This is a genomic window from Polyangiaceae bacterium, from assembly GCA_016715885.1.
GTDB lineage: Bacteria > Myxococcota_A > Polyangia > Polyangiales > Polyangiaceae > Polyangium.
On record JADJXL010000026.1, the window covers coordinates 15,836 to 41,823 of the forward strand.

Consider the following 25,988-nt stretch of genomic DNA (forward strand, 5'->3'; position numbering starts at 1 on the left):
ATAAGGTGATCCGCTGTGTGGTGGGTATTTTCTGCGCTGCTCGCGCTCATCGTCTGGGCACTTTGGTACATCATCAAACTGCCGCTGTGGCTCCCGATTGTCGGGACAATCCTCGTCGTCCTTGCCGCCGTGGTACGGCTGCTCTGGACCAGGATTCGCGCAAGCCGCGCCGCAACGGCACTCGAGCGGGCGATCGCGCATCAAGGAGCGCAGCAAGCGCTCAACGCGCGCCCTGAACGCCGCGCTGAAATTCAGGAGCTGCAAAAGCAGGTTCAGGGCGGCATCAACGCGCTCAAAACCTCCAAGCTCGGCAAAGGCAAAAAGGGCGGCGCTGCCGCGCTGTATTCGCTGCCTTGGTATGTGATCATCGGCCCGCCCGGCGCTGGCAAAACCACCGCGCTCAAGCACTCCGGCCTCGTCTTCCCCTTCTCGGATCCGCGCGGCGGAGGTGTTCGCGGCGTCGGCGGTACGCGTAACTGCGACTGGTGGTTCACCAACGAAGCAATCCTGCTCGACACCGCCGGTCGATACACCACCGAAGGCGACGATCACGACGAGTGGATCTCGTTCCTTCAGATGCTCAAGCGTTATCGCTCGCGCAAGCCCATCAACGGCGTGCTGATTGCCATCAACATCGCCGAGCTCATCGACGCGAGCGAGCAACAGATCGAATCGACGGGCAAGAAATTACGCGCGCGTATCGATGAAGTGATGACGCAGCTTCAGATGGTCGTTCCCGTCTACTTGCTCTTCACCAAGTGCGACCTCATTGCCGGTTTCATCGAGTTCTTCGGGGACATCCGCAAGAGCGATCGTGCCCAGGCCTGGGGTGCGACGGTCAAGTTGACCGAGGACAAGACAAACCCTGGCGCTCTCTTCGAACGCGAGTTCGACGTGCTCGTGCAGAAGGTTCACGGTCGGTCCCTCAAGCGACTCAGCCAAGAACGCAATCGCGAAGCGCGCGAGCGCATCTACCAGTTCCCGCTCGAATTTGCCGGCATCAAGCGCAACTTGACCGAGCTCGTGCAGACGATCTTTGCGGTCAATACGTTCCAAGGCACGCCGCTGTTCCGCGGGTTTTACTTCACGAGCGGTACGCAGGAAGGCCGGCCTCTCGACCGCGTGCTCAATCGCATGGGTCAAGCGATGGGCATTCGTCCGCCGGAAGCAGCCGCCCAGCAAGTCACCGAATCGAAGAGCTACTTCCTGCACGACGTGTTCATGAACGTCGTGTTCCCCGACGGTGATGTCGCAGCGCGCAGCGCAGCCGAAATCAAGCGTCAACGCATCATGCGCATCGCCGTCAGCGCGGCTGCGTTCACGCTCGGTTTCATCCTTTCCATCCCGAGCATCCGGTCGTTCGCGAAGAACCGCGAGCTGCTCAGCAGCACGCAACAACGCGTCGCGACGGCCATGAAGATCAACTGGGCCGACGGCGAGCCACCCGAGGCCAAGCTCGACCAAATTGGTCCGCTCTACGAACGCTTGAAGGAGCTCGACCGCTACCGCGCGGAGCTTCCGCTTTCACACGGCTGGGGAATGTACCGGGGTGAAGCAATCGCGCGACCGACGGTCACGGCCTACGTGCAGCTTCTCAGCCACGGCTTCGTCTTGCCTTGCAAGGCCAAGCTCGAAGAAAGGCTCAGGGCGGCCAAGGGCAAACAGTACTTGAAGGAGCGAACGGACCTGAAGACGTACCTCATGATGAGCGACGTCAAGAACTTGGATCTCGAAGAGGAGACGCGACGGCTGACGGACCTTTGGGCGGACATCCTGAAGGCCACGAGCAACCTGGCGGAGTTCGACCTCAAGGACCGACTCAGGGTCCACGTGAAGTACTACTTGGAGCTGGTCAAGAGTGGGAAGGTCACGCCGCCGGCCGCGGACGTCGCTCTCGTGACGAAGGTGCGCGACACGCTCAAGGCAGTGCCCGTGCAAGAGCGCTACTACGACGTGTTCATCAACAGCATCAACGACATGGTGTACGACGAGGCGAGCGAGGTATCGCAGCTCAATCGCAAGTACCCGCCGCTCACGCTCAAGTCGTTCTTCCTCGATCGTCCCGAAGCGCTGAAGTTCATCAAGAGCGCACGCGAGCTCAAAGAAGGTCGGATGAAGGAAGTCGAGGGGCCGTACACGGAGAACGGTCACTACGTGGCGGCGTTGAACGTGGCGAACGCCGCGGGGCTGCTCGAATCCGAACAATGGGTCGTCCCGCTCGGCCCCGAAGAACAAGGCGATCGCATTCCGATCAACTTGAAGCGTTTGTCCGAGGACTACGACCAACGCTACATCGAGCAATGGACCGACTTCCTCGTGGACATCACGGTCGATCCACCCAAGACGGTGAAGGAAGCCATCGATCTTTACAACACGCTGACACGTCCGCCCTGGCCCTACTTGAAGATCCTTCGCGAGCTCGAGGACCACACGCAGTGGAAGAAGTCGAAGAAGGAAGGCGGCGCGGGCGTGGACCAGGAAGCCGCCAACCGGATGCTCAACCAAAAACTCGCCCAAAGCTTTGCGCAACGAACGGGCGGCTATCGCATCAAGACCAATGTCGACGTCACGAAGCTCGGAGAGCGACCAAGCACCGTGCCGTCCACGTTCGCCAAGCTCGTTTCGTTCAGCCAATCCGATACGAAGGCCAAACAGACGGTCGTCACCGACACGCCGCTTCAGACCTACGTCGAGATCCTGACGGAGCTGCGACGCACGATGGACGCCATGAACCAGCCGCCCACGAGCACTGACATGATCAACCTGAGCGAGCAGTTGTCGGACGCTGCAAAGAAGGTGGAAGCGCTGCTGCAACCGCTCGACGAGAAAGCGAAAGCGCTGCTTCGCCCGCTCTTGCTCAATCCGCTACGCGTCCAGGGTAGCCGCCTCGCGGCGCCGGCGGCGGCAACTACGTCGCCGTGAAAAAGAGCGCTTCCCGAATCCGTTCAAGCGCTGATTCGTCCCCAGTCTGGATCTGTCCCTCGCGCGGGGAGACGCGCGCGCGGGGCGCGCGGGGGGGGGGGCTCGCCCCCGATTTTTACGCCTTCCCCAACATCAACCACATCTCGAGCGCGTCCTCGTCGTTGTCCGAATAATACTTCGGGCGAACGTTCTCCACGACAAACCCATGTTTCTCGTAGAGGCGAATCGCGGGGTCGTTCGATTGGCGGACTTCGAGCAAACACAGGCGCACTTCGTTCGCTCGAGCATACGCAACCGCCTCAGCCACGAGCGCCGAACCCACACCGCGACGCCGCATGTCCACGGCCGTCGCAACGTGAAGCACGTGCAGCTCGTCGACCACATGCCACGCGACGAGAAATCCAACGGCTCGCGCTGCCTGTTTGTCTCGCGCAACCCACACGCGCGCCCAAGGTTTGTCGAGCTCGTCGATGGGCGAAAACCACGGTCCCGCAAATGCCGTCTTGGCGATGTTTGCTAGCTCGTCCGCTTCCGGCGCTCCTCGCGCCACGCGAACGACCTCGATGTCGCAACCATTCACTTCGGCACTTCCGTCGGACAACCACTCACGATCTGCACGCTCGCCACCTTGCCCGATTGCACACGGTCGCACGCTTCGCCAAGCAAACGCACCGTGGCCGGTGGCTTCCAAATCCACCCATCCGGAACGTTGTAGGTCAAAGTTTCTCCGTCGAGATAGACGTTCGTCATGCCTTGTTCGTCCGGAGGATCGACCAGCGTGAACTCGCACGTCACGGCAACTTTGGCGATCTCTGCGAGAACCGAACCCACCTCTTCGAGCTGATCGACGCGGTAGTATTGGGGCGATTCTGGACGCGGCAATCCGCCCGCAATGGCCATCGCATCCAGCACCGCTGCGTACGCCTCGCTGCCCGGGATGCCGACCGTCACGACGTGCAGCCCCGCCTGCACGAGCTTGTCGATGGCAGCGAGCGCTGCGGGCTGATCGACACAGAACGTTGGTCCTCCAATTTGTCCCGGCGCGCAACAATTCACGCCCGGCGCGCATGCAGGATGCGCGTCGATGACGAGCGAGCAGTCGGCCGCCGTGCACGAGGCCATCGCATTGCAGTTGGGGCCGCCATCGGTCGCGATGACGACATACGTTTTGCCAGACAAACCAAGCAGCGTCGGCGTGAGCGCCGACAGCGTCGCCGAAATGGGCGTACCTCCGACCGGTTTGGTGATCGTGGCCAAGCGCAACGCCGTGGTGGTCGGTCCGTCTTTGCCCGTGACCGGATCTCCCTGCGTCACAGGAAACACCTGCGCTCCCGCGGCGCATTCATCAGCGCTTCCCTTCTTCGGAAGCACCGCAGCGCCAACTCTCGCGAGCGGCCCGAGGTTACGCACCAAGTCCACGACCGCAATTCGTACGGCGTCGTAACGATTCCCAACCCCCGGCACTTCCTCGGCCATGCTCCCAGATGCATCGAGCACGAAGTAGAGGTTTGGCGCGTCGATGATGAGTTGATGCACCTCGTTGCCGCAGTAGCCACTCGCATCGACCGCTGGCGGGCCACCACCTCCACCTGCTTCGAACCCGTCCCCCGCATCGGCAACGGGCACATCGCCGATCCCGCGTGGACGCTCATTCGAATCGCCACAGCCGGCATCCGCCGTAGCAAAGCCAAGCCCCAAGAGAACTACGATTGCCGAAACAAAGCCGCGACGACCCACCGCCGCGCCATCAAGTCGCGCAGAAGCCATTCGGAAAATCGTACCAGACGCGTGTCGCGCCTGTCGTCAGGGCTCGCGATAGAACCGAGGCACCCGACGCGAAATGCTCGTCAGCACTTCCCACGGAATCGTGCCCGTCGCCGTCGCGATCTCTTCTGCCGTGATGACGTCTCGACCAAGCGGTCCTTCTTGAGCACCCAAGAACACCGCCTCGTCACCGATGCGAGCTCCCTCGACGTCGGTCACGTTGAGCATCGTCATGTCCATCGACACGGTGCCCACGACGGGAGCTCGACGCCCTCGCACGAGCGCGTGACCCGCGTTCGACAACTTGCGATCGAGACCATCCGCATACCCCATCGGCACGGTCGCGATGACGCTCGGACGCGACGCGCGCCACGTGTGCCCGTACCCGATCGCGTGTCCCGTCTCGATCGTTCGAGTCGAAACGATTTCCGTACGTACTCGAATGACCGGCTTCAGTTCCGCACCGACCGATGTCATGGGCGAGACGCCGAAGAGCGCAATCCCAGGACGAACCGCATCGAAGTGCGTTTCCGGCATGCGGAGGACCGCCGCGCTGTTCGCCATGTGCACGTACCTCGGAGAAAACCCTCGTGCCCGCACGCGACCCAGAACCTTTTGGAACAGCCCGAGCTGATGGCGCGTCGCATCGAGATCCTCTGCATCGGCACACGCCAGGTGCGTCATCAATCCATCGAGCCGCACGTGAGGCCGCGCATCGAGCGCATCGAGCACGTCGTCGAGCTCGGAGATGCTCACACCAAGTCGCCCCATGCCCGTGTCGACCTTGAGATGCACTCGCACCGGGCGACCATCGTCATCGAACCGCGCAAGCATGCCGATGCGCTCGATGTGCCCCGCGTCGTACACGACAGGCACGAGCTCCCGCGCGAGAATCTCCTCGAGCCCCTCGCGACGCGGGCCGTAATAGCCGCCCATCACGAGAATCGGGATGCGAATGCCCGCATCTCGAAGCTCGATGGCTTCTTCCAGAAGCGCCACGCACAGCCCCGGCATGCCCGCACGTTCCAGCGTTCGAGCAACCGCGGCCGCGCCGTGCCCGTACGCATCGGCCTTCAGCACGCCCCAAATCGCAGGCGCTTTCGAGTTGGCCGTAGCGAGCGTGCGTTCGAGGACGCGCAGGTTGTGTCGCAGATGCGCGAGGTTCACTTCGGCGCGCGTGGGCCGAATCGTGTCGGCCGGAGCGGCTCGTCGCGGACGGAGAACGCGCACCGAACCGCGACTCCCGCCTTCGTGATGACCAAGCTCCAAGCCGAAAGGCCCTTGTTCTGCGAGCTGCGTAGTCATGTCCTTCGCCGATACCTCTACGCTCCGCATGGGGCCAACATTCCTTCGAAAATCGATTCCTGAACCGCTCGCGCGCAGTTTGTCACATGAAACAGCCGCGCATGCACGTCGCGTGCTCTTCTTTGCACGTCCGTTCGCATTTCGAGATGCACGTTTGCCGATTGCACATCGGCGTCACGCATTCCTTTTTGCACTTGGCCCTGACGTGTCGCAAGTGCTCGTACAATCGGTGCCTGGTGGAGCCGTGGAATCATCGGACGCCTTGACGGGTGTCGCTTCTGTGCCTGCATCCACCACGAGCATCATGGGAGGCGGAGCAAGTGCCGTCGTGGGCTCTGGAACGGCCTCCGTCGGATGTGATTCGTTCGCCGCAAGGGCAGCATCGTCCATGTCGGAGCCGCCCTTGAGCTGTCGCGTGCGCAGTTTCGCGTACTCGATCCGATCGCGGGTTTGTCCGAACGTGTAGAACTTGAGCCACTCGTCCCAGCACGCCGTCCGGATCGTGGACTTGACGTCGGGGTTGTCATCGAGTGCCATGCAGTGTTCGAACCGCACGTCGCCTTCGTACAGCGCATGGATGCTCGCCCCGCACGCGGAAAGCCCGGAAACGCCGAGCACGCTCAGGCCAAGACGTACGGCCCACGCCGGGCGGCGGGCGATCGAGGCAGGGTTTGCACGGGACAAGGTTGATCTCGGTGCGAACATGCTTTACCCTGCGCGCGCTCTATAGGAGCGGCCGGCTGTCGCGCTGCTCGGCAAGAGGATAACAGTCATGTTCCTGATGCTCTCGAAAGGTCCTCGCAAGACCAACCGCACGAAGACGAAGCGCTACCGCGCGAAGCTCAAGGCCAAGAACAAGGCCCGCCGCAACCGCATTTATTGTCGTGCCTGATGCGTCCCGGGCTCGCTTAGCGGCCCCGTGACCAATTGCAGCTCGACGAGACGGCCGGGAATGGTTCATGAATGAACCGTTTACCCGGCCGTTTGTGTTGAGCTTTCTCGACGAAGGGGATCGTTCGTCAATCAAACGCGAACGCTCGACCGACGAACACGCTTGTGTTCGAAGATCGAGCGTAACGAAGACGAACGTTGGAGTGGGCAACGAATCAGGGACCGCCCTTGCGAAGCTCGGTGAGCACGAGTTTCGCGACGGCTTTGAGCGTATCGAAGACGCCGACGCCCGTACGCGCCACGCCCTCGAAGTCGGGAACGCCCAGCGGATTGAGCGTTCGGCGAAGCTCTTCCACCGTCGCAACCTCAGGCAAGTCACGCTTGTTGTACTGCATGACGTAGGGAATTTTTTCGAGCTTGTAGCCCTGATCCTCGAGGTTTGTCTTGAGGTTCTCGACGGACTCCTCGTTCGCCTCCATGCGCTCGACCTGAGAGTCGGCAACGAAGACGACACCGTCGACACCCTTCAGGATGAGCTTGCGGCTCGCGTCGTAGAAGACCTGACCAGGCACGGTGTACAGGTGAAACCTGGTCTTGAAGCCGCGAATCTCACCGAGTGCCAGCGGGAGAAAGTCGAAGAACAGCGTCCGATCGGTTTCGGTCGCGAGGGAAATCATCTTCCCCTTCGCATCGGGATTCGTGCGCTCGTAGATGTACTGCAAGTTCGTCGTCTTCCCGCATAAGCCGGGGCCGTAATAGACGATCTTGCAGTTGATCTCCCGCGCCATGTAGTTGATGAAACTCATCCGGCGCGCTCCTAGTCGTTGAACAGGTTGTCGATGTCTTCGTCGGTGATCTCGGCAAACGGTGAGTCGGCACCGGGATCCGCAACCTTCTTCAAGAGAGCCTCGAAGATGTTGTTCAGCTCTTCGCTCGCTCGCCGCACGCGCAAGCGAACGAGACCCAAGCTCGACTTGGAGTCGAAAATCACGACGAGGATGACGCGATTTCCGACGAGCTGAATGTGGATGTTCGCCTTTTCGCCCTCGTGAAACTGCGTCGCGAACTCGTTCTCCTTGAGCAGCTTCGCCATGCCACCAGTGGCCGCGATGTTGCCCGCCGTCAGCGACGCAAGCGACGTGGTGTCCAAATTGTCCACATCGCCACTGGCAGCAATTAGCTGGCCATTCTTATCAACGATGAAAACGACCTTCGCATTGGCGTCCTTGACGAGGCGATCCACGACATTCTGGATCTGATTGAACTCCTCCTCGTACATCACCATCTGAGGATTGACCATCGTTCCTCCGCCAGCGCTTCCGCGGTGGGGTCTTCGTCTCGTTGTCCGTTACGTTTTCGTTCCACCCGAGGAGCGACTGACCCATTTCGGCATCAATACGCTTGATCCCAACGAGAGATCCAACCTCGCACAATCCACATGAACCGAATGCACAACTCCCATTCGGCGCACGCAGCGATGTTTCTATCCGAAGCTGGCACAGAGGAGCAAGGTGACCTTCGTCAGGGGCGCACGGAAACGTCTCCCCTCACCCCACTCACACCAATCGATCCCACTCCACGAGGCACTTTCGCCAGTGGTCTTGATCACAACATTGTGCCGCAACGCCTAAATCCAGGCCGCCTCGCAGAGAACGAGAAGAAAACGACGCGCCAGAGGCTCACTTCCGCCACTTCGATGCCTTGACCTGCTGCCGAGAGCACGGGATAGGCCTTCGATGCCTCGTGAACGCGGCGCTCTGGGTCGAACGAAAAACGCGCTTCGGTTGGGACTCGCCTTCGCCGCAGCATCATGCGCGCTCGTGCCAGGAGCCGAGACAAACGCTGCCGAAGGACCGATTCATCGGGACGTGCTGAAACACGCCGCAACCGTCGCCAGCGCAAAGGGCCCGGAAGCATTCACCGCGCTGCGCAATTTATGGCGCACGTGGGACCGCGCCGATCCAACGCACGTCGAAGAAGCCATCGTCGCAGTGACGGAAAACAAGGCGCAACCCGCACCCGTTCGAGCGTACGCGGGTCTGCTCGAGGCGTATGCGCGTCGCAGGCGCGGTGACCTCGAAGGCGCGCTCGCTCGCGTCGAACGTCTCGGGTTTGTCTCGCGGTACATGACCGTCGGCCCGTTCGATAACGACAACAAAACGGGCATCAACGAAGAGTTTGCCCCGGAGCTCGAGCTGTCCGAGCCGATCCCCGCAGGCCGCGCCTACGAAGGCAAAGAACGCGCTGTCAGGTGGCGCGTTCCGCCCGTCGCGTCGTCGTATGGCTGGTTCGACTTTGGCGACATCCTGCGTCCACGCGAAGACGTCTGCGGGTACGCCACGACGTTCGTACGTTCCAAACCCGGCACCAAGTCCAATCGCCCACTGACGATTTGGGTCGGATCCGCTGGTGCCTTCAAGCTCTTCTATGAAGGCAAAAAGGTTCTCGAAGACCTCGCCTACCGCGAGCTCGACATGGACAGGTTCGCGACCACGGTCACGCTCAGGCCCTCGTGGAGTCGCATCACGGTCAAAGTTTGCGGCGATGCCGATGCGCCCAAATTGAGCCTTCGCCTCGGTAATTCCGTCGGCGAGCCCGACCTCGACGTGGACGTGCGCGCGGACCTCGAAGCGAGCGCCGAAGCCGCCGCAGGCGAAAAAGAACGCGCTCGCGCAAAGACGCCGCAACCGGCCGAGACAAACCGCGTGCTCGGGCCCGTACAAGCCTTCGAGATCGCCACGTCAGGCAAGTCCCCGAAAGCGTCCTCACTCGAGCTTTACGCTCGTTACTTGGCGATCACGGGAGGTGATCCGAAAGCCGATCACAAAGCTCGTGACCTTGCACGACGCGCTGCCGAAGCGGAACCGACCGTCGCGCGCCTATTGCTCGCAGGTGAGCTTGCCGAAGATCGAAATCAACGGCGCGTGTGGGTCGAAAAAGCGTCGGCGCTGGCCAAGACAAACGATGAAAAGCTCGACGTATTGCTCGCCGAAGCGCACCTCGCACGAACGGGTACGAATTGGCGCGATGCCGTTCCGATCTACGAACGCATCCTCGCGATCGACCCGGACAACCTCGGAGGGACGCTGGGGCTCGTGGAGCTTCACGTCGAAGCGGGGCTCAAGCGCACGGCGCTGGATATGCTCGAGAAGGCAGTGCAAAGGCACCCTCGATCGGTGTCGCTCTTGTCGGCGCTCGCGGAACAACTTCGAGGGCTCGGGCGCGATGCAGAAGCCGACGAGGTCGAAGCGCGATACGCGTCGCTGCGTTTCGACGATGCGACGTTCCTCAGCCAAAAAGTGGACCTTGCCGTTGCGCGTCGCGACGCCGCTGGTGCCGAACGGTGGCTCGGACGATTCCTCGGCATCGAGGCAGAGTCAGCGTGGGCTCGCTCGATCGCAGCGCGCACGTATCGCGCGCTCGGGCAGAAAGATCGCGCGCTTGCGACGTACCAACAGGCGCTCGCGATGGCGCCGGAGGATATCCAGACGCTACGGGCGCTGAGCGATGTGTACGGAGAGAGCGGCGATAAGGACAAGCAGCTCGATTTGCTGCGCCAAATTCTGACGATCGCTCCGCAAGCGAAGGACGTGCGCGAGTACGTCGAGCACATTCAGCCGAAAGCGCCGCGTGCGGATGAAGCGTATGCCTGGGCGCCCGAACGGTTTTTGCCGATGCGATCGGCCGCGATGAAGGGCTACCCGATGCGCTTTTTGCGAAACCTCACGGTCACCACGGTGTACCCGAACGGTCTTGCGAGTCGTTTCAGGCAGATCGTTTTTCAGCCGCTCACGGACGAGAGCGCGGCGTCGGGTCGCCAGTATCGCTTCATGTACGAAGCGGCGCGACAAACCGTCGATCTACGGGCTGCGAAGGTGTATCGCCAAAACGGCAAGATCGACGAAGCCATCGAGAGTGGTGAAGGGCCTGCGAACAACCCGGCCATCTCGATGTACACGTCGCAACGAACGTTCGGCGTGCTCTTTCCACGCCTCAGCGCAGGTGATGTCGTCGAGCTTCGTTACCGCATCGAAGATGTCGCTCCACGCAACGAGATCTCGGATTACTTCGGGGAAATCGAGTACCTGCAAGAAGACAGTCCCATCGCCAACAGCGAATACATCCTCGTCACGCCGAAAGAGCGAACGTTTTACATTCGTACGAACAAGCTCGATGGGCTCACGCAAGACGTGAAGGTCGAGGGGGACAAACGCATCTATCGTTTCACCGCAAACGATGTTCCTCCGTTGACGCCCGAGCCGAACATGCCGCCTTGGCCTGAAGTGCTCGGGTACGTGCACGTGTCGACGTTCGACACGTGGAACGCCGTTGGTGCTTGGTATTGGGGCCTCGCGCGCGAGCAGTTCGACGTCGACGACGAAGTGAGGCGTCGCGCTCGCGAGCTGACGAAGAACGCGAAGGACGACGCTGCGAAGGTTCGCGCCATCTACAAGTTCGCCACCGAAACGCGCTACGTGGCGCTCGAGTTCGGCATTGAAGGCATTCGTCCGCGGCGTGCAGCGCAAACGCTCGCTCGAGGTTGGGGCGACTGCAAAGACAAGGCGACGCTCATCGTGACGATGCTGCGAGAAGTCGGCGTCCCGTCGACGATCGTCCTGCTTCGCACGCGCATGCGAGGCGACATCGCGCCCGAGCCGGCAAGCCTCGCGCCGTTCGATCACGCGATCGTCTACGTCCCGTCGCTCGATTTGTACCTCGATGGCACGGCGGAGCACACGGGTTCGACGGAGCTTCCCGTGATGGATCGCGGCGCCATCGGCTTACTCGTCAACGAGGGCAAACCCAAGTACGTGAAGCTGCCGGATCCGCCTCCGGAGCAGTCGGTCACGCGCCGTCACGTCGACGTGACGCTCGCGCTGGATGGCTCGGCAGCGATCGCGACGGACATGCAAGTCTCGGGGGCTTATGCGCCCGATTGGCGACGGCGGTATCTCGCGGAAGGCACGCGTAACGATCGCGCGAAGCAAGACCTCGCGGGCGACTTTGGCCCGGTGGAAGTCGCTACAGGACGTGCAGGCGTGGAAGCGACGAACATCGAGGACATCGAGCAGCCCGTGCGCCTGCGCGTGAAAGGCAAAGCGACGAACTTTGCACGGCGCGAAGACGACACGCTGAGCGTTCCTGCAAGCATTGCGCCGCGTCTCGTTGCGGAGCTGGCACCATCGTCGAAGCGCACGCTGGACGTGGTCATTGGAGCGCTGACGACGCGTGAAGAAGAGTGGGTCGTGAAGGTGCCAGCGGGGGCCAAGCTGCAAAAGGTGCCCATGCCGCAGAAGATCGATTCACCGTTCGGGCGCTTCGAGCTTTCGGCGGAACAAGCGGCCGGAAAAGTTACGATTCGAACGAGTTTGTCTTTCCTGAAGCCGCGGATAAGCCCGGCCGAATACGCGCAATTCCGCACGTTCTGCGAAGCGGTCGATCGGGCCTACAACCAGCGCATCGTGGTGGGTAAGTGACTCCGGATGACGAGGGCGTTCAGGTTCGTCCGCCCTCGCTTCCCGAAGGTGTGCTTGCCGTGCGAATCGGCCCTGGGGCGAATTGCTCGTCGGCAGGCAGCGCGATCGACATTCTGTTTTACGGGAGCGTGATTGCGTCAGCGCTCGCCGTGGCGCTCGCCGCTGCACTGCCTCTCAAGGCACGTCAGGAGCGCACGGAAGAACAAGGCGAGAGCGACGAAGAGCGCTAGCGGGCGGCAGACGAGCCGTTCCACTCCTGCAGGCTCCGAACCTGATACGCGGCCTGCGTGTCGTTTGCGTTCGCTTCGAGGACTTCCGTGGCAGCCATCGCCGCCGCGACCGTCGTGAAGTACGGAATGTTTGCAAGCAAAGCATTCCGCCGAATCGCGTAGCTATCTCGAATCGATCGAGCGCCCACGGTCGTGTTGACGACGAGCGAGACGTCGCCTGATTTGATGGCATCGACGACGTGCGGCGAACCTTCGGCGACCTTGCGAATGCGCGTCGTCGGAATGCGAGCGCGCTCGAAGGCAGCAGCCGTGCCGGCGGTAGCCATGATGGTGAACCCGAGCGCATGAAGACGTCTCGCTACCACGCAAGCGCCGGGTTTGTCGTCGTCCTTCACGGAGATGAACGCGGTTCCACTCGTGGGTAACTTCATCCCTGACCCGCTCAAGGCTTTGCCGAACGCGTGCGCAAAGCTCGTCGCGATGCCCATGACTTCGCCGGTCGAACGCATCTCCGGTCCAAGCTGCGTGTCGACGCCAGGGAATTTCGCGAATGGAAACACCGACTCTTTTACCGCGACGTGCCCCGGCCTCACGCCATCGGTCACGCCCAGCTCGGCGAGGGTTTTTCCTGCCATCACCTGCGCGGCGATCTTCGCCAGCGGGCGGCCCGTTGCTTTGGACACAAACGGAACCGTTCGCGATGCGCGCGGGTTGACTTCGAGCACGTAGATCACGTTGCCCTTGACCGCGAACTGCACGTTCATCAGCCCCACGACACCCAGCTCGAGCGCAAGCTGCCGCGTCTGCTCTTCGATCGACGCGATCACATCGAGCGGCAGCGAATACGGCGGAAGCACGCACGCTGAGTCGCCGGAGTGAATCCCCGCTTCTTCGATGTGCTGCATCACGCCACCGATGACGACCTGCTGTCCGTCACCAATCGCGTCCACGTCCACTTCGATCGCATCCTTGAGGAACTCGTCGACGAGGATGGTGCGCGTACCGGCTTCCTGCGCAGCTTCGACGGCCGCGTGGATGTACGCTTCGAGCTCGCTTTGCTCGTGACAGATCATCATCGCGCGCCCGCCGAGCACGTACGACGGCCGCACGAGCACGGGGAAACCAATGTCCTTGGCCGCTGCGATCGCTTCGTCGACGCTTTCGGCAATCGCCGCGCGTGGACGGCGCAGACCGAGCTTGGTCAGGAGCTGATCGAAACGGCCGCGGTCTTCAGCGCGATCGATCGCATCGGCCGACGTACCGAGGAGCGGAATGCCCGCACGTGACAGAGGCACCGCGAGCTTCAACGGGGTTTGTCCTCCGTACTGCACGACGACGCCCACGAGCTCGCCGTCTCGTCGTTCTTCGTCACAAATCGCCATGACGTCTTCGAACGTGAGCGGTTCGAAGTAGAGGCGATTCGAGGTGTCGTAATCGGTCGACACCGTCTCGGGATTGCAGTTGACCATGATGGTCTCGAACCCGAGGTCACGCAGGGCAAACGCTGCGTGGACGCAGCAGTAATCGAACTCGATGCCTTGCCCGATGCGATTCGGCCCGCCGCCCAAGATGATCACTTTGCGCCGATCGCTCGGCGCCGCTTCGCTTTCTTGCTCGAACGTCGAGTACAGGTACGGCGTCTTCGCGACGAACTCTGAGGCGCACGTATCGACGCGGCCAAACACCGCACGCGTGCCTTGTTCGACGCGCAGGGCGCGCACTTCATCCGCGGACTTGCCCGACAAACGAGCGATGGTTTTGTCCGAAAAACCGTGCCGTTTCACCTCGCGTAAGAGGCTTGCATCGACGGGACCTTTTTCGATGCGCTTCTCGAGCTCCACGATCCGCGCGAGCTGCAGCAGAAACCACGGATCGATCTTCGTGAGCGCGTGGATCTCTTCGAGGGAGATGCCAAGACGAACCGCATCGGCCACGTGAAACAAGCGTTCCGCCGACGGTACGCCTACGAGCTTTCGCAATGCATCGACGAGATCCTCGCGGCTTGCAGGTGGCAACTGCACAGGAACGGACGGCTCGCGCGGCGCATCCATGAGCAGGTCGCGCGTCGAGTTCGGGTCACCACCGAGCTGTCGATAATCTACTTTGTCCAGCAACGAATCGACGCCATCGCGGCCAATCTCGAGCGATCGTGCTGCTTTCTGAAGTGCTTCGGTGAACGTGCGCCCGATCGACATCGCTTCGCCGACGCTCTTCATTTGCGGCCCCAGACGACGATCGGCTCCGGGGAATTTTTCGAAGGCAAACCTCGGCCACTTCACCACGACGTAATCGATCGTCGGTTCGAACGCGGCGCTCGTTCCGGTGATGTCGTTCGTGAGCTCGTCCAGGCGATACCCAACGGCAAGCTTCGTGGCGATCTTCGCGATCGGATATCCCGTTGCTTTCGATGCCAGCGCACTCGAACGCGACACGCGCGGATTCATCTCGATGACGAACACGCGCCCATCGGCGGGATTGATGGCGAATTGCACATTCGATCCGCCCGTTTCCACGCCGATCTCGGTCATCACTGCACGCGCCGCGTCACGCAGCCGCTGGTATTCGCGATCGGTCAACGTCATCGCAGGCGCACACGTGATCGAGTCGCCCGTGTGCACACCCATCGGATCGATGTTTTCGATGGAGCAGACGACGATGAAGTTATCGGCACGGTCGCGAATGACTTCGAGCTCGAACTCTTTCCAACCGAGCACGCTTTCTTCGATCAACGTCTCGCGCGTCGGAGATTGCTCGATGGCCCAGCGAACCTTCGCTTCCAGCTCTGCCGGCTTGAAAGCGATGCCGCCACCCGTGCCTCCAAGCGTGAAGCTCGGCCTGACGATGATGGGATAACCGAGCGGCTCGCCCCACGGTCCCGACTTTTCTGCAAGAGCACGTGCTTCTTCGACGGACTTCACGTGTCCCGATCGCGGGCAGGACAAACCCACGCGAGCCATTGCTTCTTTGAAGAGTTGTCGATCTTCGGCTTTGCGAATTGCAACGGGCTTTGCGCCGATCAGTTCGACATTGAACCGATCGAGCACGCCCTCGTCGTGCAGCGCGAGCGCGAGGTTCAGGGCCGTTTGACCTCCAAGCGTCGGCAGGATCGCATCGGGGCGGTCTCTTTCGATGATCGCCGTCAGCGTCGGCACATCGAGCGGCTCGACGTACGTCCGGTACGCGAGCTCTGGATCGGTCATGATCGTTGCGGGATTCGAATTGACGAGGATCACCTCGTACCCCTCGGCGGCGAGCGCTTTTGCGCCCTGAGCCCCCGAGTAGTCGAATTCGCACGCTTGACCGATGATGATCGGCCCCGAGCCGATGAGCAGAATCTTCTTTAGATCGTCGCGTCGCGGCATCGGGCGGGCGGGTTAGCACCTTCGCCGTGGTACGTCGATGAAGTCGCCGTGCGACATGACAGAGCGGCCTCTTCCGTTAGAAGTCCAAACTCGACACGAAGACCTCTTGGAAATCGTCGCGCATCGCCAGTTCCACGTGATGCAGGCGCGATCGCACATCTGCGAGCCGAGCGCGCACGCTCGCTGGATCTCGCGCGAAGTGCGTCGCCCCGTCGAGCGCGGCGTTGCCGATCGCATGCACCACGGATGGATCCACCTCGGGAAGCATCCCGAGCCGAATGGCGACGTCGTGATGCAAGTTCGCTCCAAACGCGCCTGCAAGCAGCACGCTCGCAAGGTCTGCATCGCGAATCCCCGCCACGCGGCAAAGCAGTTTCGTCGCGGCTCGAAGCGCGCCCTTCGCGAGTTGCAGCTCGCGGATGTCCATCTGCAAGAGATCCACGCCTCGCGCGAGCGTGATCCGATCATCCCCCGACGCGATCGCTCCATCACGTGCAACCAGACCCGCGCGCACCAGCTCTCCGAGCACTTCCAGCAGTCCCGTTCCGCAGATCCCTTTTGCTTTTCCCGAGCCAATCGTCGTCGGCCGTATCGCTCCGTCTTCGCGCACGTCGATGCGCACGATCGCGCCTGTTTCCGCGCGCATGCCGACCGAAATGTTGCCTCCTTCGAAAGCAGGTCCTGCCGGTGTCGACGCTGCGTACAGCACGCCCTTGTGCGCGAGCACGATCTCCGTATTCGTACCGATGTCGATCAGCATCCGCGACGAACCGAGCCTGTCGAGATCCGTCGCCACGATCGCGGCAGCCGTGTCACCTCCGACGAAGGAGCCGAGGAGCGGGAACGTCGTGAAGGTCTCACCGGACAAACCCCAGTCTTTGGGCGATCCCGTGCGCTCTTCGAAAAACGGTGGATAATACGGAGCTTCGGCGAGCGACTTGATGTCGGCTCCCCAAAGCAGCGCGGTCATCGCGCTGTTTGCCGCGACAAACCAATGCGAAATTTCGCCATCCTTGGCGAAGATGCGCCCTCGCGCCGCTTCTTCGAGCATCCGCAGCGTTTCCCGCGCATCCTGGGTCAGCTCGTCACGCGCGGCGGGGCTTTCGAGCGCGTATGTCAGGCGCGTCATCACGTCGTGTCCGCGGCGCACTTGCCGGTTCAGCACCGATGCTTCACCGAGGACATCGCCCGTCGCCGGATCGATCGTTCGGAGCTGAACGCTCGTGGAACCCAGGTCCACGGCTGCGATGGCTTGGTTTGGCAGCGACGTATTGCCGAGGCGCGTCACGGCAGGCGCCGCGCGCAAATCGAAGCGACTTTGCACTTCGACCGTGACGGGCGTGCGCGGGCGAATGCGGCAAGACAGCCGCAGGCCTTCGCGGAGCATCCCTTCGCTCAGGATCGCGCGGTCTTCGGGTGTGGGTGGGGCGTTGCCTGCGAGCAGCCGAACGAGGCATTTTCCACACGTTCCGCGTCCTCCGCAGGGCGCATTGATGGCGATACCTTTCGACCGGGCCACTTCGAGCAGCGAATGTCCTGCATGGAAGTTCACCGTCGTTCGAGCGGCCGCTCCGTCGCTTCCTGGTTCCTCGAAGGTGGCGCGGACGAGCATGTGGGGCGAGCCTAGCATCAGGATCTGCAATTCGTCGCCTTGGCCTTGACAACCCCCGCTCGCGTCCGCCATAAACGCGACCCCGCGCATCTCCCTGGTTCAACAGCGTCTCGACGGTCGAGCCGCGGCCTTGGAGAGCGTGAGCCCACTCGTAGAGCGAGAAGGCAAGCCATGCCCAAGATGAAGACAAACCGGGCCGCTGCAAAGCGATTCCGGGTGACTGGTTCGGGCAAGATCCGCCGCAGCAAGGGCGGTCTGAACCACGGGATGCAGGAGAAGAGCAAGAAGCGTTGCCGCCGTCTCCGCAAGAACGACATGGTCGACAGCACGATGGAGGTGCGCGTGAAGCTCCTCCTCCCGTATCGCTGAGCCGCTGCAAGCTCCACGAGCAAGGAAGAGGTAAAGCGATATGCCGCGTGTAAAGCGTGGGTTCAAAGCCCGTCGCCGTCGTAACCGCGTTCTGAACCAGACCGAGGGATATTTCCTCGGCAGGAAAAACCGCTTTCGCCAAGCGGTCGAAGTTCTCCGGCACGCCTGGGAATACGGCTATATCAGCCGTCGCCTGAAGAAGCGGGATTTCCGCAAGCTGTGGATCGCGCGCATCAACGCGGCTGCCCGGACGAACGGCACCACGTACTCGCGCCTGATCAATGCGCTGAAGAAGGCGAACATCTCGCTCGATCGCAAGGTCCTCTCCGATATTGCGATCCACGATCCCGCATCCTTCACCGCCGTCGTCAAACTCGCGACGAACGGCTAGCAGAGCCCGTTGAGTCATCGTCGCGAGCGCCCGAAAGCCGGGGCGACGGAGCGACGAATCCTCTAGGATTTTGAGCGATGTCGACCGACGATTTCGGGCGTGAGCAGATGAATCAACGGGCGGAGGGAGTGTGAGCGACAAAGATCCCGTCAAGGCCATCGAGGAGGGCCTGGAGGCGCTCGGCACGCGGTATCGCGACGCGTTCGCGGCCGCATCGAGCGAACCGGCCCTCCGTGTCGAGCATGCACGCGTGCTCGGCAAAAAGGGTGACCTCACGGCCATCCTCGCGCTCATGCGCCACGTTCCGGCGGACAAGAAAACGGCCGTCGGCAGTCGAGTCAATGCGTTCAAGAACGAGGTCGAAGCGGCGTTCGAAGCTCGCCTGCGCGCGATCGCTCGCGCTGCACGCGAAGCCGAGCTTCGCGGATCGCCGTACGACTTGAGTTTGCCCGGTCGTATCGAAGTTGGTCGTGGCCACTTTCATCCCATTGCTCAGGTTCGAGACGAGCTTTTGGCCATTTTTCGGGACCTCGGTTTCGTCGCCGAAGCGGGCCCGGAAATCGAGCTCGAGGAAAACAACTTCAGCAAGCTCGCCTTCCCGCCCGATCATCCGGCCACCGACATGCAGGACAGCTTCTGGCTAGGCCCGGGGCTGCTTCTGCGTACACACACGACCACCGTTCAGCCGCGAGAATTTGCCCTTCGCAAGCCGCCGCTGGCCGTCGTGATGACCGGCGCCGTGTATCGCCGCGACGACGACGTCACGCACTCGCCGATGTTTCATCAAATCGACGGATTCTTGGTGGACGAGCACGTCAGCATGGCGGAGCTGAAGGGAGTCATAACGGCGTTCACCGAGCGTCTTTATGGCTCGGGGATTCCCATTCGTTTTCGGCCAAGCTATTTTCCGTTTGTCGAGCCAGGTGCGGAAGTCGATTGTGGCTGTGTGTTTTGTGCACGCCCGGACGGCACACACGCTGGCTGTCGCGTGTGCAAACACACCGGATGGCTCGAAGTGCTTGGCTGCGGGATGATTCACCCCGATGTATTTCGACAATGCGGCTTGGATCCCGAGCGGTACACGGGGTTTGCGTTCGGCCTCGGGCTCGAACGGCTCGCGATGTTGAGGTACGGAATCCCGAACATTCGGCTTCTCTTTGAGAGTGATCCGAGGTTTTTGGCTCAGTTCTGATCACCTCGCCGGCGCCTTCCATTTTCATGTGCGCCCCTTGCACATCACCCGGGGCATCCCTATTAGGCCAGGAGATGCGCGGCTGTCCCGAGTGGATCGAACGCTCGGGTCGCACGTCGAAGACGCATCACGTTGCATTCGGTGGGAAGCTGCATTTCTGCACTGAAGTGCCGGTCGGTTCTGGCCGTATGTGAATCAGGCATTGCCTGGGGGCTTTACGCGGCACCCTCCGAGTCCGATGGAATCAGAAAAATAGGATCATGGGCTCTTCACAGGGCTCGACAAGCTGGATCGAGGTCGCAAGTTGCGACCTTCTTCTCGACGTACTGAAAACATTCGAACAGTCGAAAGCAAAGATTGCGGCGGATCATCCAAGGTCCAGCCGCCGTAGGGATCATCCAGATCCAAACGTTTCACACATGTGAGCGTCGTTCGTCGAAGACACGTCAAGCATGCAAGGTGCCGCCAAGGCTCCTTTCGGGAAGCGTGAAAACCATGAACAAAGGCGATCAACGAGGTAACCGTCGTTCCTCCGACGCAAAACGCGTCGCCCGAAAGGGCTCGCGTGCTTCGTTGTCGTCCACGCGTACCCGCGCCATTTCGTCTAGTGAGAATGCGAACCAACCGATAAAGAATGTCGGTCGCGAAGATCATATCGGCACGAAATTTGCAGAAAAATCTCCAAACCCGACTGATCTTGCCTCGCACATTGCATCTGTGAACGGTCGCTTTGGCAAGCGGCGTTCACTTCGAAGCAAATCAGTTGGAATCAACGAGCACCGTCCCCCGTTGTGCCCTCCGCGGGGCGGCGCATCCGAGGCAATCATGGCGAGCACCGAAACCCCGACGACGAGTTCGAAACGGCTTCTGCTCAACCCTCGCGAGAGCTTTCACTCTCGCAAAGGTGACCTCGAAGAAGTGAACGAAAAACCCTCCAACGCAACGAAGAGCACGATGAGCACGCCGACCGCCCGCCGCACGGAAGCAAACCGCCCCTCCACCAAAACATCGACCCGTGTCGGTGCGGCCAAGGCGTCGCGCCCCGGTTCGTTGCAATCGCGTCTTCGTTCCGGCGCCGTTCCGGCACGCCGCGCAGGCGCTTCCAATGAAAAACGCTCGAAGGAGCAAGACGTCGCGGAAAAACCCGCGGTCGTCGACGAAACGCAAGAGGAAACGGCTGCAACCGCCAAACCCGCCACGACGCTCAAAGAGCCGATCGCGGCCAGCGACATGGACCTCGGTCTGCTCGACGAAGAAGGGGTTGAAGAGCCCGCGCTGCGTCCGCCGCGTCCGACGGAGCTCGAACCCGAGCCGACGGCTGCCGAGTTCATCGACCTCGAGTTCAGTCCGCTGAGCCGTCCCGACACGCCGCGACAGAGCAACGAGCGCGAACTGCGGGACATCGAGGAAGGCGGCGGGGATTCCATGCTTGCGCGGTATTTCCGCGACATGGCCCTGCATCCGGTGATGGGTCCCGAAGAAGAGCTCGACACGGCGCGCATGGTCGAGCGCACGGAGATCGACCATTGGGTCGCGCTGCTCTCGTATTTGCCCGCTGCCGAATACGTTCTCGATGGTCTCGCGGAAGACGTCACCAAAGCAGGTGAAGAAGAGGTCAAGGCTCCGCAGGTCCAAGAGCTCCAGAAGCTCGTGCGACATGCGAAAAAGCAAAAGTACAAGCTCGCCCCTGAGCAGGACAAACAGTGGGCGCAGCTTTCGAGCGAACTCGCGACGGTCATTCGTTTGCCCGATTCGGACAGGCTTTGGATGGCACGCGCAGGCAACATCGCTCGAGACCTCGTGCGCGAGCCGGATTTCGAGGAAGACACGATTGGCGACGATGAAGAAGGCATCTTGCGTCCGGCCCGACCGACGCTGCCGATGTCGGGCGCTTATCGCCGATACCTCGATCGCGTCGATCGGACCTTCCAGGCGCAGCACGACGCGAAAAACCGGTTCGTCAAAGCAAACCTGCGCCTCGTCGTTTCGATCGCTCGTCGCTACAACCGAGGTCGTTTGCCGCTGATCGACCTCATTCAGGAAGGAAACATCGGTCTCATGAAGGCCGTCGAGCGCTTCGATCACAACCGTGGCTACCGCTTCTCGACGTACGCGTCGTGGTGGATTCGGCATGCCATCAGCCGCGCCCTTGCCGACAAGGGTCGTGCGGTCCGCATTCCGGTCCACATGCTCGACACGTACAACCGCGTCGCGCGTGCCACGCAAGCGATCATCGCTCGCACGGGTCATGAGCCGACGATCGAAGAGCTCGAGAAAGAAACCGGCGTTCCGCGAGAAAAACTCGACAAGGTCAAGGATTTCTACGCTGAAACTCCCTTCTCGCTCGATCGCCCCGTGGGTGATGAAGATGGGCGCAAGTTCATCGACTTCCTGCAGGAGGAAAACGCGCTCTCGCCGTTCGATCACCTTGCCAACCGCAAGTGGAGCGACGAAGTGCGGCGGCTGCTCACGACGCTCACGCCGATCGAATCGCGCATCATCCGTTGGCGGTTCGGTCTCGACGACGAGGATGAGCTCACGCTGAAAGAGATTGGCGACAAGTACAACCTGTCGCGTGAACGCATCCGCCAGCTCCAAGAACAAGCGCTCGTGAAGATCCGCAAGCAAATGCGCGACTACTACTGAGCCGATACGGCGCGCCAAACTTCCTCGGCGCGCCTTCATCCCCACCAAATCAAAAGGCCACGCCCATTCCGGCGTGGCCTTTCGTTTACATACACCATGACGTGGATGTCATGCCGCAAGGCGCGGCCTCGAAGTTCTTGGGCGAACCCAGCGCAACTCGAGCAACCGCCGCGCAATCAACGAGCGGCCCAGAGCTCTTTCGCCGCAGCATCGACGACCTTGTCCATGAGCGGCCGCACAGCACTCACCTTGCCTGAGACGTTTGTCACCAGGATCGAGAACGCTAGCGGACTGCGCCCTGGGGGAGCCAACACGTAGCCCGACAGCGAAGCGACGCTGTTCAGCGTTCCTGTCTTCGCACGCACGGCTCCTCGGTTTGCCCACGCACGATACCGCCCGCGCAACGTCCCATCGACGCCGCCCGTGGCAAGTTGCGCCACGAAGTCCGACGCGATCGCAGTGTCTCGCAGCGCCGTTCGTAGAAGAGACGCGGTCGACCATGCCGTCAGCCGGTTGGCATCGAAGAGGCCCGAACCGTTTTTCACGACAATCCCTTTTTCGAACACACCTGCGTCCTCGAGCACTTCGGTCACCGTTTGCGCCGCAGACTCGGCGCTTGCAGGTCGCCCTTTTTTCCCCCCGGCGAGCGACTTGAAAATCATCTCGGCGTAGAAGTTGTCGCTGTCTTTTCCGAGCGCTCGGAGAAGCGTTCCAAGCGGCTCGGAACGATGCGATGCAAGCAGCCGTTTTTCCTTCGCACCACCAAGCTTCACGGGGCCTTCGACCTTGATGCCCGCGGATTCGAGCACTTCGCGCAGCGCATGCCCTGGCGCGAGACGCGGATCGTCGAGACGCCTTCGCACGCGCATGACGCGCGAACCCTCAGGAATGTGCCCGCCGACGCGAGCTTCGAGCCGATCGCCTTTGGGAACGAGGTCGAGCGTGAGTTTTTCCGGGTCGGACTTCTTGGTTGTCCTGACCGTACCCACGATGTCGACAAACCCTGGCGGGTCGACGCGTACGGTTGCGTCCTTGCCTTTGCTGCTCGGTCGTACCGATAGCGTCACGGTGTTTTCATCGAGCGCCACGGCGGACACGGGCGCTCGAAAAGGCGCCCATTCACCGGGCTGTTCGTCAAAGGCGGGCGGGACGAACTTTTCATCGAAGTAGCTTTGATCGACGAGCACTGCGCCGACGCGCTTGATGCCCGCCGTGAGAAGCTCGCGCGTCATCGTCCACAGATGCCCGGCGTCGAGCGACGGATCGCCTTCACCTCGAAGCACGAGCTCGGGGACGCGGTCTCCATCGAGCTTGCCGTAGAGGCCCGTTTTGTATCGATGCGCGGGTCCGAGCAGTTTCAGTGCAGCGAATGCCGTGACCAGTTTGGCGTTCGATGCGGGATTCTTTGGGTCCGCCTCGTGACGCACCGCGATGGCTTTCCCGGAGTCGACGTCCACGATGGCCACGCCCACGGACCCGCCCCAGCTCTTCACTTGGGTCTCGAGCTTATCGATGGCTTGTTCGACAGCAGCGGTCTTGGGCTCCGCGGGCGGCGGAGCTGCGCTCGGCACAGGCTCCGGCGCAGGAATCGCGGACGATGCGACGGAGGACAGCGCCAGAAGCGCTGCGAGCATGATCCCCCGGCGACGCGGGCCACCATGCGTGGAGTGCAAGAACGACGGTACGCGTGCCGATCCACATGATTGGTTCTTACAACGTCCGGGCCTTTCGTAGGCATCCGTCGTCCCAACAACTTGGGCGGGTTCGTCACGGCGCGTGCATCTTTTGTGCGCTTGGCCAATTGCTTGCTAGGGTCATGGGTACTCGACCTTCATGGGGAGGATGCACCGTGAATCTTCTATCCTCGACCTCACAGAATTTCGCTCTCGCCTTGGCCGTTTCGGCCCTGGTGAGCGCATGCGGCGCGCAGCCGAAGCAAGTTGGCGATGACTACGGCTTCGACTCGCAACCGCCCAAAAAGTCGTCGGACAGCAGCGACTCGAGCTCGGACAGCAGCTCGACGACCGTGGAGGAACCGACGAAGTGGACGGGTGCTGCCGAGCCCATGAAGCTCAACGAGGATCAGGAGAAGCAGATCAGCATTGCGCTGACGCGTGGCGAGAAGAAGGCCGCGAATTGTTCTCAGGTCGTCGATGGCGCGCCGACGGGAGAAGGCGAAGTCAAGGTCACGTTCGATGGGAAGATCGGCAAAGCAACGGAAGCCGAAGTGCTTCCGCCGTTTGCGGGCACGGTCGTCGAGACCTGCATCAAGCGGTCGTTCGTCGGCGAATACTGCTTGCCGTTCGAGGGAGAGCCGCTCGTCAGGCGGCACAAGATCAAGCTGCCTGCAAAGAAGTAACCCGCGATGAAGCGTACAGCGTCGCTCGTCGCGCTAGCTCTGGGGCTAGCGTCGACTCCGTGTTTGGCCCAGGAAGATGCGCCCCCAGCGCCTCGTTATCCGCCTTCGTCCGTGCGCACGAAGCTCATCATCGGAGGGCTTGCGCTGGCGGGAGTCACCTACGGCGCAGGCTTTCTCGTCGCGGAGCTCGCGCCGGATCAACCGGGCATCGCTAATTTTCGCTATCCGGTCGTTGGGCCGTGGATGGCGATCCCTGAAAACAAGTGTGTCGAGTATGGGTCGACGGACTGCACGCCCGAGCTTGCGGGGCGAGCGATCATCTACGGGATCGCGGGGCTCGCTCAGCTTGGCGGCTTGGCGCTCATCACCGAAGCCATCGTGATGAAAACCCAAGCACCGGAGCCGAAAGCTGATGCAGCGTTCATCGCGCCGATGCCCATCGTTTCTCCCAACATGGTTGGTTTCGGCTTTGCCGGCCGCTTCTGATTAGCGCGCCGCTGGCCTTCGACAATTGGGCGGCTCGGGTCCGCGCACGGGGCGTGACGCGAGCTTACCGAGACGTTCGACGACGACTTCGAGCGTCGTACCAAAAGACAAACCCAGTTCGCGAATGGCTTCCCTTGCGCCGGGAATCGGTGGACCACCAACGACATCACCAGGGCCGAGCGGCACGTGTCTACTGATGAACGCGATGGCTTCCGGCAGTGACCAATCGGTCGCGCGTGTCACGACGAGGTCTCGCGTGTCGCTCGCCACGCGCAAACGAACGCGTGCGGCATCGACGGCGCCAGCTTCGTCCTTGGTCACGAGCAGCGGGCCAAGCGACGTAGCGAAGTCACGACCGTGCGTTGGTCCGGCGCGTTTTTCAGCGTTTGGGGCGATCCAGCGAACGAGGATCGAGTAGCCGACGATGGCGTCTTCGGCATCTTCGAGCGTGCTCGATCGAAGCTCTTCGCCGATGAGCGCAGCGATCACGACATCGGCTTCGGGATGTTGTTCGTCGTGCGGAAACGGGACGGTTTCTTGGTGTGCAAACAAAGAGCGCGCGTTGCCGATGTGGTAGCGAGGCAGCTCGTCTTTGGCATCGGCGCTCGGCAACTGATCGAGCTGCACATAGAGCGCTCGGTCGGGCGAACACGGCGGGAGCCACAAGAGGTTCCCTTTCGACAAACGCGCTTCGGTCGGGCGATCACCGCCGCGAAGGTGATCGTCGAGTTTGTCGAGCCCAACGCCTCGAAGGGCAAACACGCGCAGGTGAAAGTCCGACTCGTCGAAGGGAACGCGTTGCGACAGGGGAATGCCGAACTGCCGATCGAGCTCGGCGGCATCGTAAAGGCAGCCATCTCGCTCGAGGGCGACGAGCGGATTCGGCGACGATGGATGGAAAACGCGTGCAAGTCGCATCGGCGCAGAGCGGGGCCGGTAAGTGTAGCAAGGGTCTTGAATTTCGTAGCAATTACGGTGCGCC

General features: G+C 61.7%; 19 protein-coding genes. 9 read left to right on the plus strand and 10 right to left on the minus strand.

What is annotated here, in order from left to right; all coding sequences use genetic code 11:
• Positions 1 to 15 precede the first annotated feature (15 nt).
• Complete coding sequence (tssM, locus tag IPM54_39945) at positions 16 to 2,922, plus strand: type VI secretion system membrane subunit TssM (GenBank protein ID MBK9265945.1); 2,907 nt, start codon at positions 16 to 18, stop codon at positions 2,920 to 2,922.
• A 115-nt stretch (positions 2,923 to 3,037) separates the two neighbouring features.
• On the opposite strand, the gene rimI is transcribed toward tssM, so the two are convergent.
• From rimI to IPM54_39975, 6 genes are all read right to left on the minus strand, one after another.
• The gene (rimI, locus tag IPM54_39950; GenBank protein ID MBK9265946.1) at positions 3,038 to 3,523 is read right to left on the minus strand and encodes a ribosomal protein S18-alanine N-acetyltransferase; all 486 of its coding nucleotides are present in this window, start codon (positions 3,521 to 3,523) and stop codon (positions 3,038 to 3,040) included.
• Positions 3,499 to 4,689 carry a VWA domain-containing protein gene (locus IPM54_39955; protein ID MBK9265947.1) on the minus strand — a complete coding sequence of 397 codons (1,191 nt, stop codon included), beginning with the start codon at positions 4,687 to 4,689 and terminating at the stop codon, positions 3,499 to 3,501. Before IPM54_39955 ends, rimI begins: the two co-directional genes overlap by 25 nt.
• A gap of 36 nt (positions 4,690 to 4,725) precedes the next feature.
• Positions 4,726 to 5,874 (minus strand): alanine racemase, encoded by a 1,149-nt coding sequence (gene alr, locus IPM54_39960; GenBank protein ID MBK9265948.1) that lies wholly within the window; start codon positions 5,872 to 5,874, stop codon positions 4,726 to 4,728.
• A 291-nt stretch (positions 5,875 to 6,165) separates the two neighbouring features.
• Positions 6,166 to 6,675, minus strand: coding sequence for a hypothetical protein (locus IPM54_39965; GenBank protein ID MBK9265949.1), 510 nt, complete (start codon positions 6,673 to 6,675; stop codon positions 6,166 to 6,168).
• A gap of 422 nt (positions 6,676 to 7,097) precedes the next feature.
• On the minus strand, positions 7,098 to 7,688 hold the full coding sequence (locus IPM54_39970) for a GTPase domain-containing protein (protein ID MBK9265950.1): 591 nt from the start codon (positions 7,686 to 7,688) through the stop codon (positions 7,098 to 7,100).
• 11 nt (positions 7,689 to 7,699) lie between these two features.
• Complete coding sequence (locus IPM54_39975; GenBank protein ID MBK9265951.1) at positions 7,700 to 8,182, minus strand: roadblock/LC7 domain-containing protein; 483 nt, start codon at positions 8,180 to 8,182, stop codon at positions 7,700 to 7,702.
• A gap of 436 nt (positions 8,183 to 8,618) precedes the next feature.
• Here IPM54_39975 and IPM54_39980 point away from each other — a divergent pair, with 436 nt between their 5' ends.
• Entirely contained in the window at positions 8,619 to 12,359 is a 3,741-nt protein-coding gene (locus tag IPM54_39980) for a DUF3857 domain-containing protein (protein ID MBK9265952.1), read from the plus strand.
• Positions 12,356 to 12,589 carry a hypothetical protein gene (locus IPM54_39985; protein MBK9265953.1) on the plus strand — a complete coding sequence of 78 codons (234 nt, stop codon included), beginning with the start codon at positions 12,356 to 12,358 and terminating at the stop codon, positions 12,587 to 12,589. The genes IPM54_39980 and IPM54_39985 overlap by 4 nt, the downstream gene beginning before the upstream one ends.
• Here IPM54_39985 and carB read toward each other — a convergent pair.
• Together carB and IPM54_39995 are read right to left on the minus strand one after the other, a co-directional pair.
• Positions 12,586 to 15,951, minus strand: coding sequence for a carbamoyl-phosphate synthase large subunit (carB, locus tag IPM54_39990; protein MBK9265954.1), 3,366 nt, complete (start codon positions 15,949 to 15,951; stop codon positions 12,586 to 12,588). The genes IPM54_39985 and carB overlap by 4 nt on opposite strands.
• A gap of 76 nt (positions 15,952 to 16,027) precedes the next feature.
• Positions 16,028 to 17,563, minus strand: a complete 1,536-nt coding sequence (locus IPM54_39995) for a DUF4445 domain-containing protein (GenBank protein MBK9265955.1) — start codon at positions 17,561 to 17,563, stop codon at positions 16,028 to 16,030.
• A 171-nt stretch (positions 17,564 to 17,734) separates the two neighbouring features.
• Here IPM54_39995 and rpmI point away from each other — a divergent pair, with 171 nt between their 5' ends.
• The 4 genes from rpmI to IPM54_40015 all read left to right on the plus strand — a co-directional run bounded on the left by rpmI (position 17,735) and on the right by IPM54_40015 (position 22,161).
• On the plus strand, positions 17,735 to 17,932 hold the full coding sequence (gene rpmI, locus IPM54_40000; protein MBK9265956.1) for a 50S ribosomal protein L35: 198 nt from the start codon (positions 17,735 to 17,737) through the stop codon (positions 17,930 to 17,932).
• A 40-nt stretch (positions 17,933 to 17,972) separates the two neighbouring features.
• The gene (gene rplT, locus IPM54_40005; protein ID MBK9265957.1) at positions 17,973 to 18,323 is read left to right on the plus strand and encodes a 50S ribosomal protein L20; all 351 of its coding nucleotides are present in this window, start codon (positions 17,973 to 17,975) and stop codon (positions 18,321 to 18,323) included.
• A 157-nt stretch (positions 18,324 to 18,480) separates the two neighbouring features.
• On the plus strand, positions 18,481 to 19,515 hold the full coding sequence (gene pheS, locus IPM54_40010; GenBank protein MBK9265958.1) for a phenylalanine--tRNA ligase subunit alpha: 1,035 nt from the start codon (positions 18,481 to 18,483) through the stop codon (positions 19,513 to 19,515).
• Positions 19,516 to 20,469: 954 nt separating this feature from the next.
• Entirely contained in the window at positions 20,470 to 22,161 is a 1,692-nt protein-coding gene (locus tag IPM54_40015; protein ID MBK9265959.1) for a sigma-70 family RNA polymerase sigma factor, read from the plus strand.
• A gap of 176 nt (positions 22,162 to 22,337) precedes the next feature.
• Here the strand turns inward: IPM54_40015 and dacB are convergent, their stop codons facing one another.
• On the minus strand, positions 22,338 to 23,795 hold the full coding sequence (dacB, locus tag IPM54_40020; GenBank protein MBK9265960.1) for a D-alanyl-D-alanine carboxypeptidase/D-alanyl-D-alanine-endopeptidase: 1,458 nt from the start codon (positions 23,793 to 23,795) through the stop codon (positions 22,338 to 22,340).
• Positions 23,796 to 24,010: 215 nt separating this feature from the next.
• Here dacB and IPM54_40025 point away from each other — a divergent pair, with 215 nt between their 5' ends.
• Together IPM54_40025 and IPM54_40030 are read left to right on the plus strand one after the other, a co-directional pair.
• Entirely contained in the window at positions 24,011 to 24,520 is a 510-nt protein-coding gene (locus IPM54_40025; protein ID MBK9265961.1) for a hypothetical protein, read from the plus strand.
• A 6-nt stretch (positions 24,521 to 24,526) separates the two neighbouring features.
• Positions 24,527 to 25,006 carry a hypothetical protein gene (locus IPM54_40030; GenBank protein ID MBK9265962.1) on the plus strand — a complete coding sequence of 160 codons (480 nt, stop codon included), beginning with the start codon at positions 24,527 to 24,529 and terminating at the stop codon, positions 25,004 to 25,006.
• Here the strand turns inward: IPM54_40030 and IPM54_40035 are convergent, their stop codons facing one another.
• A complete protein-coding gene (locus IPM54_40035) occupies positions 25,007 to 25,924 on the minus strand; it encodes a fumarylacetoacetate hydrolase family protein (protein MBK9265963.1) in 918 nt (305 codons plus the stop codon).
• Positions 25,925 to 25,988 lie beyond the last annotated feature (64 nt).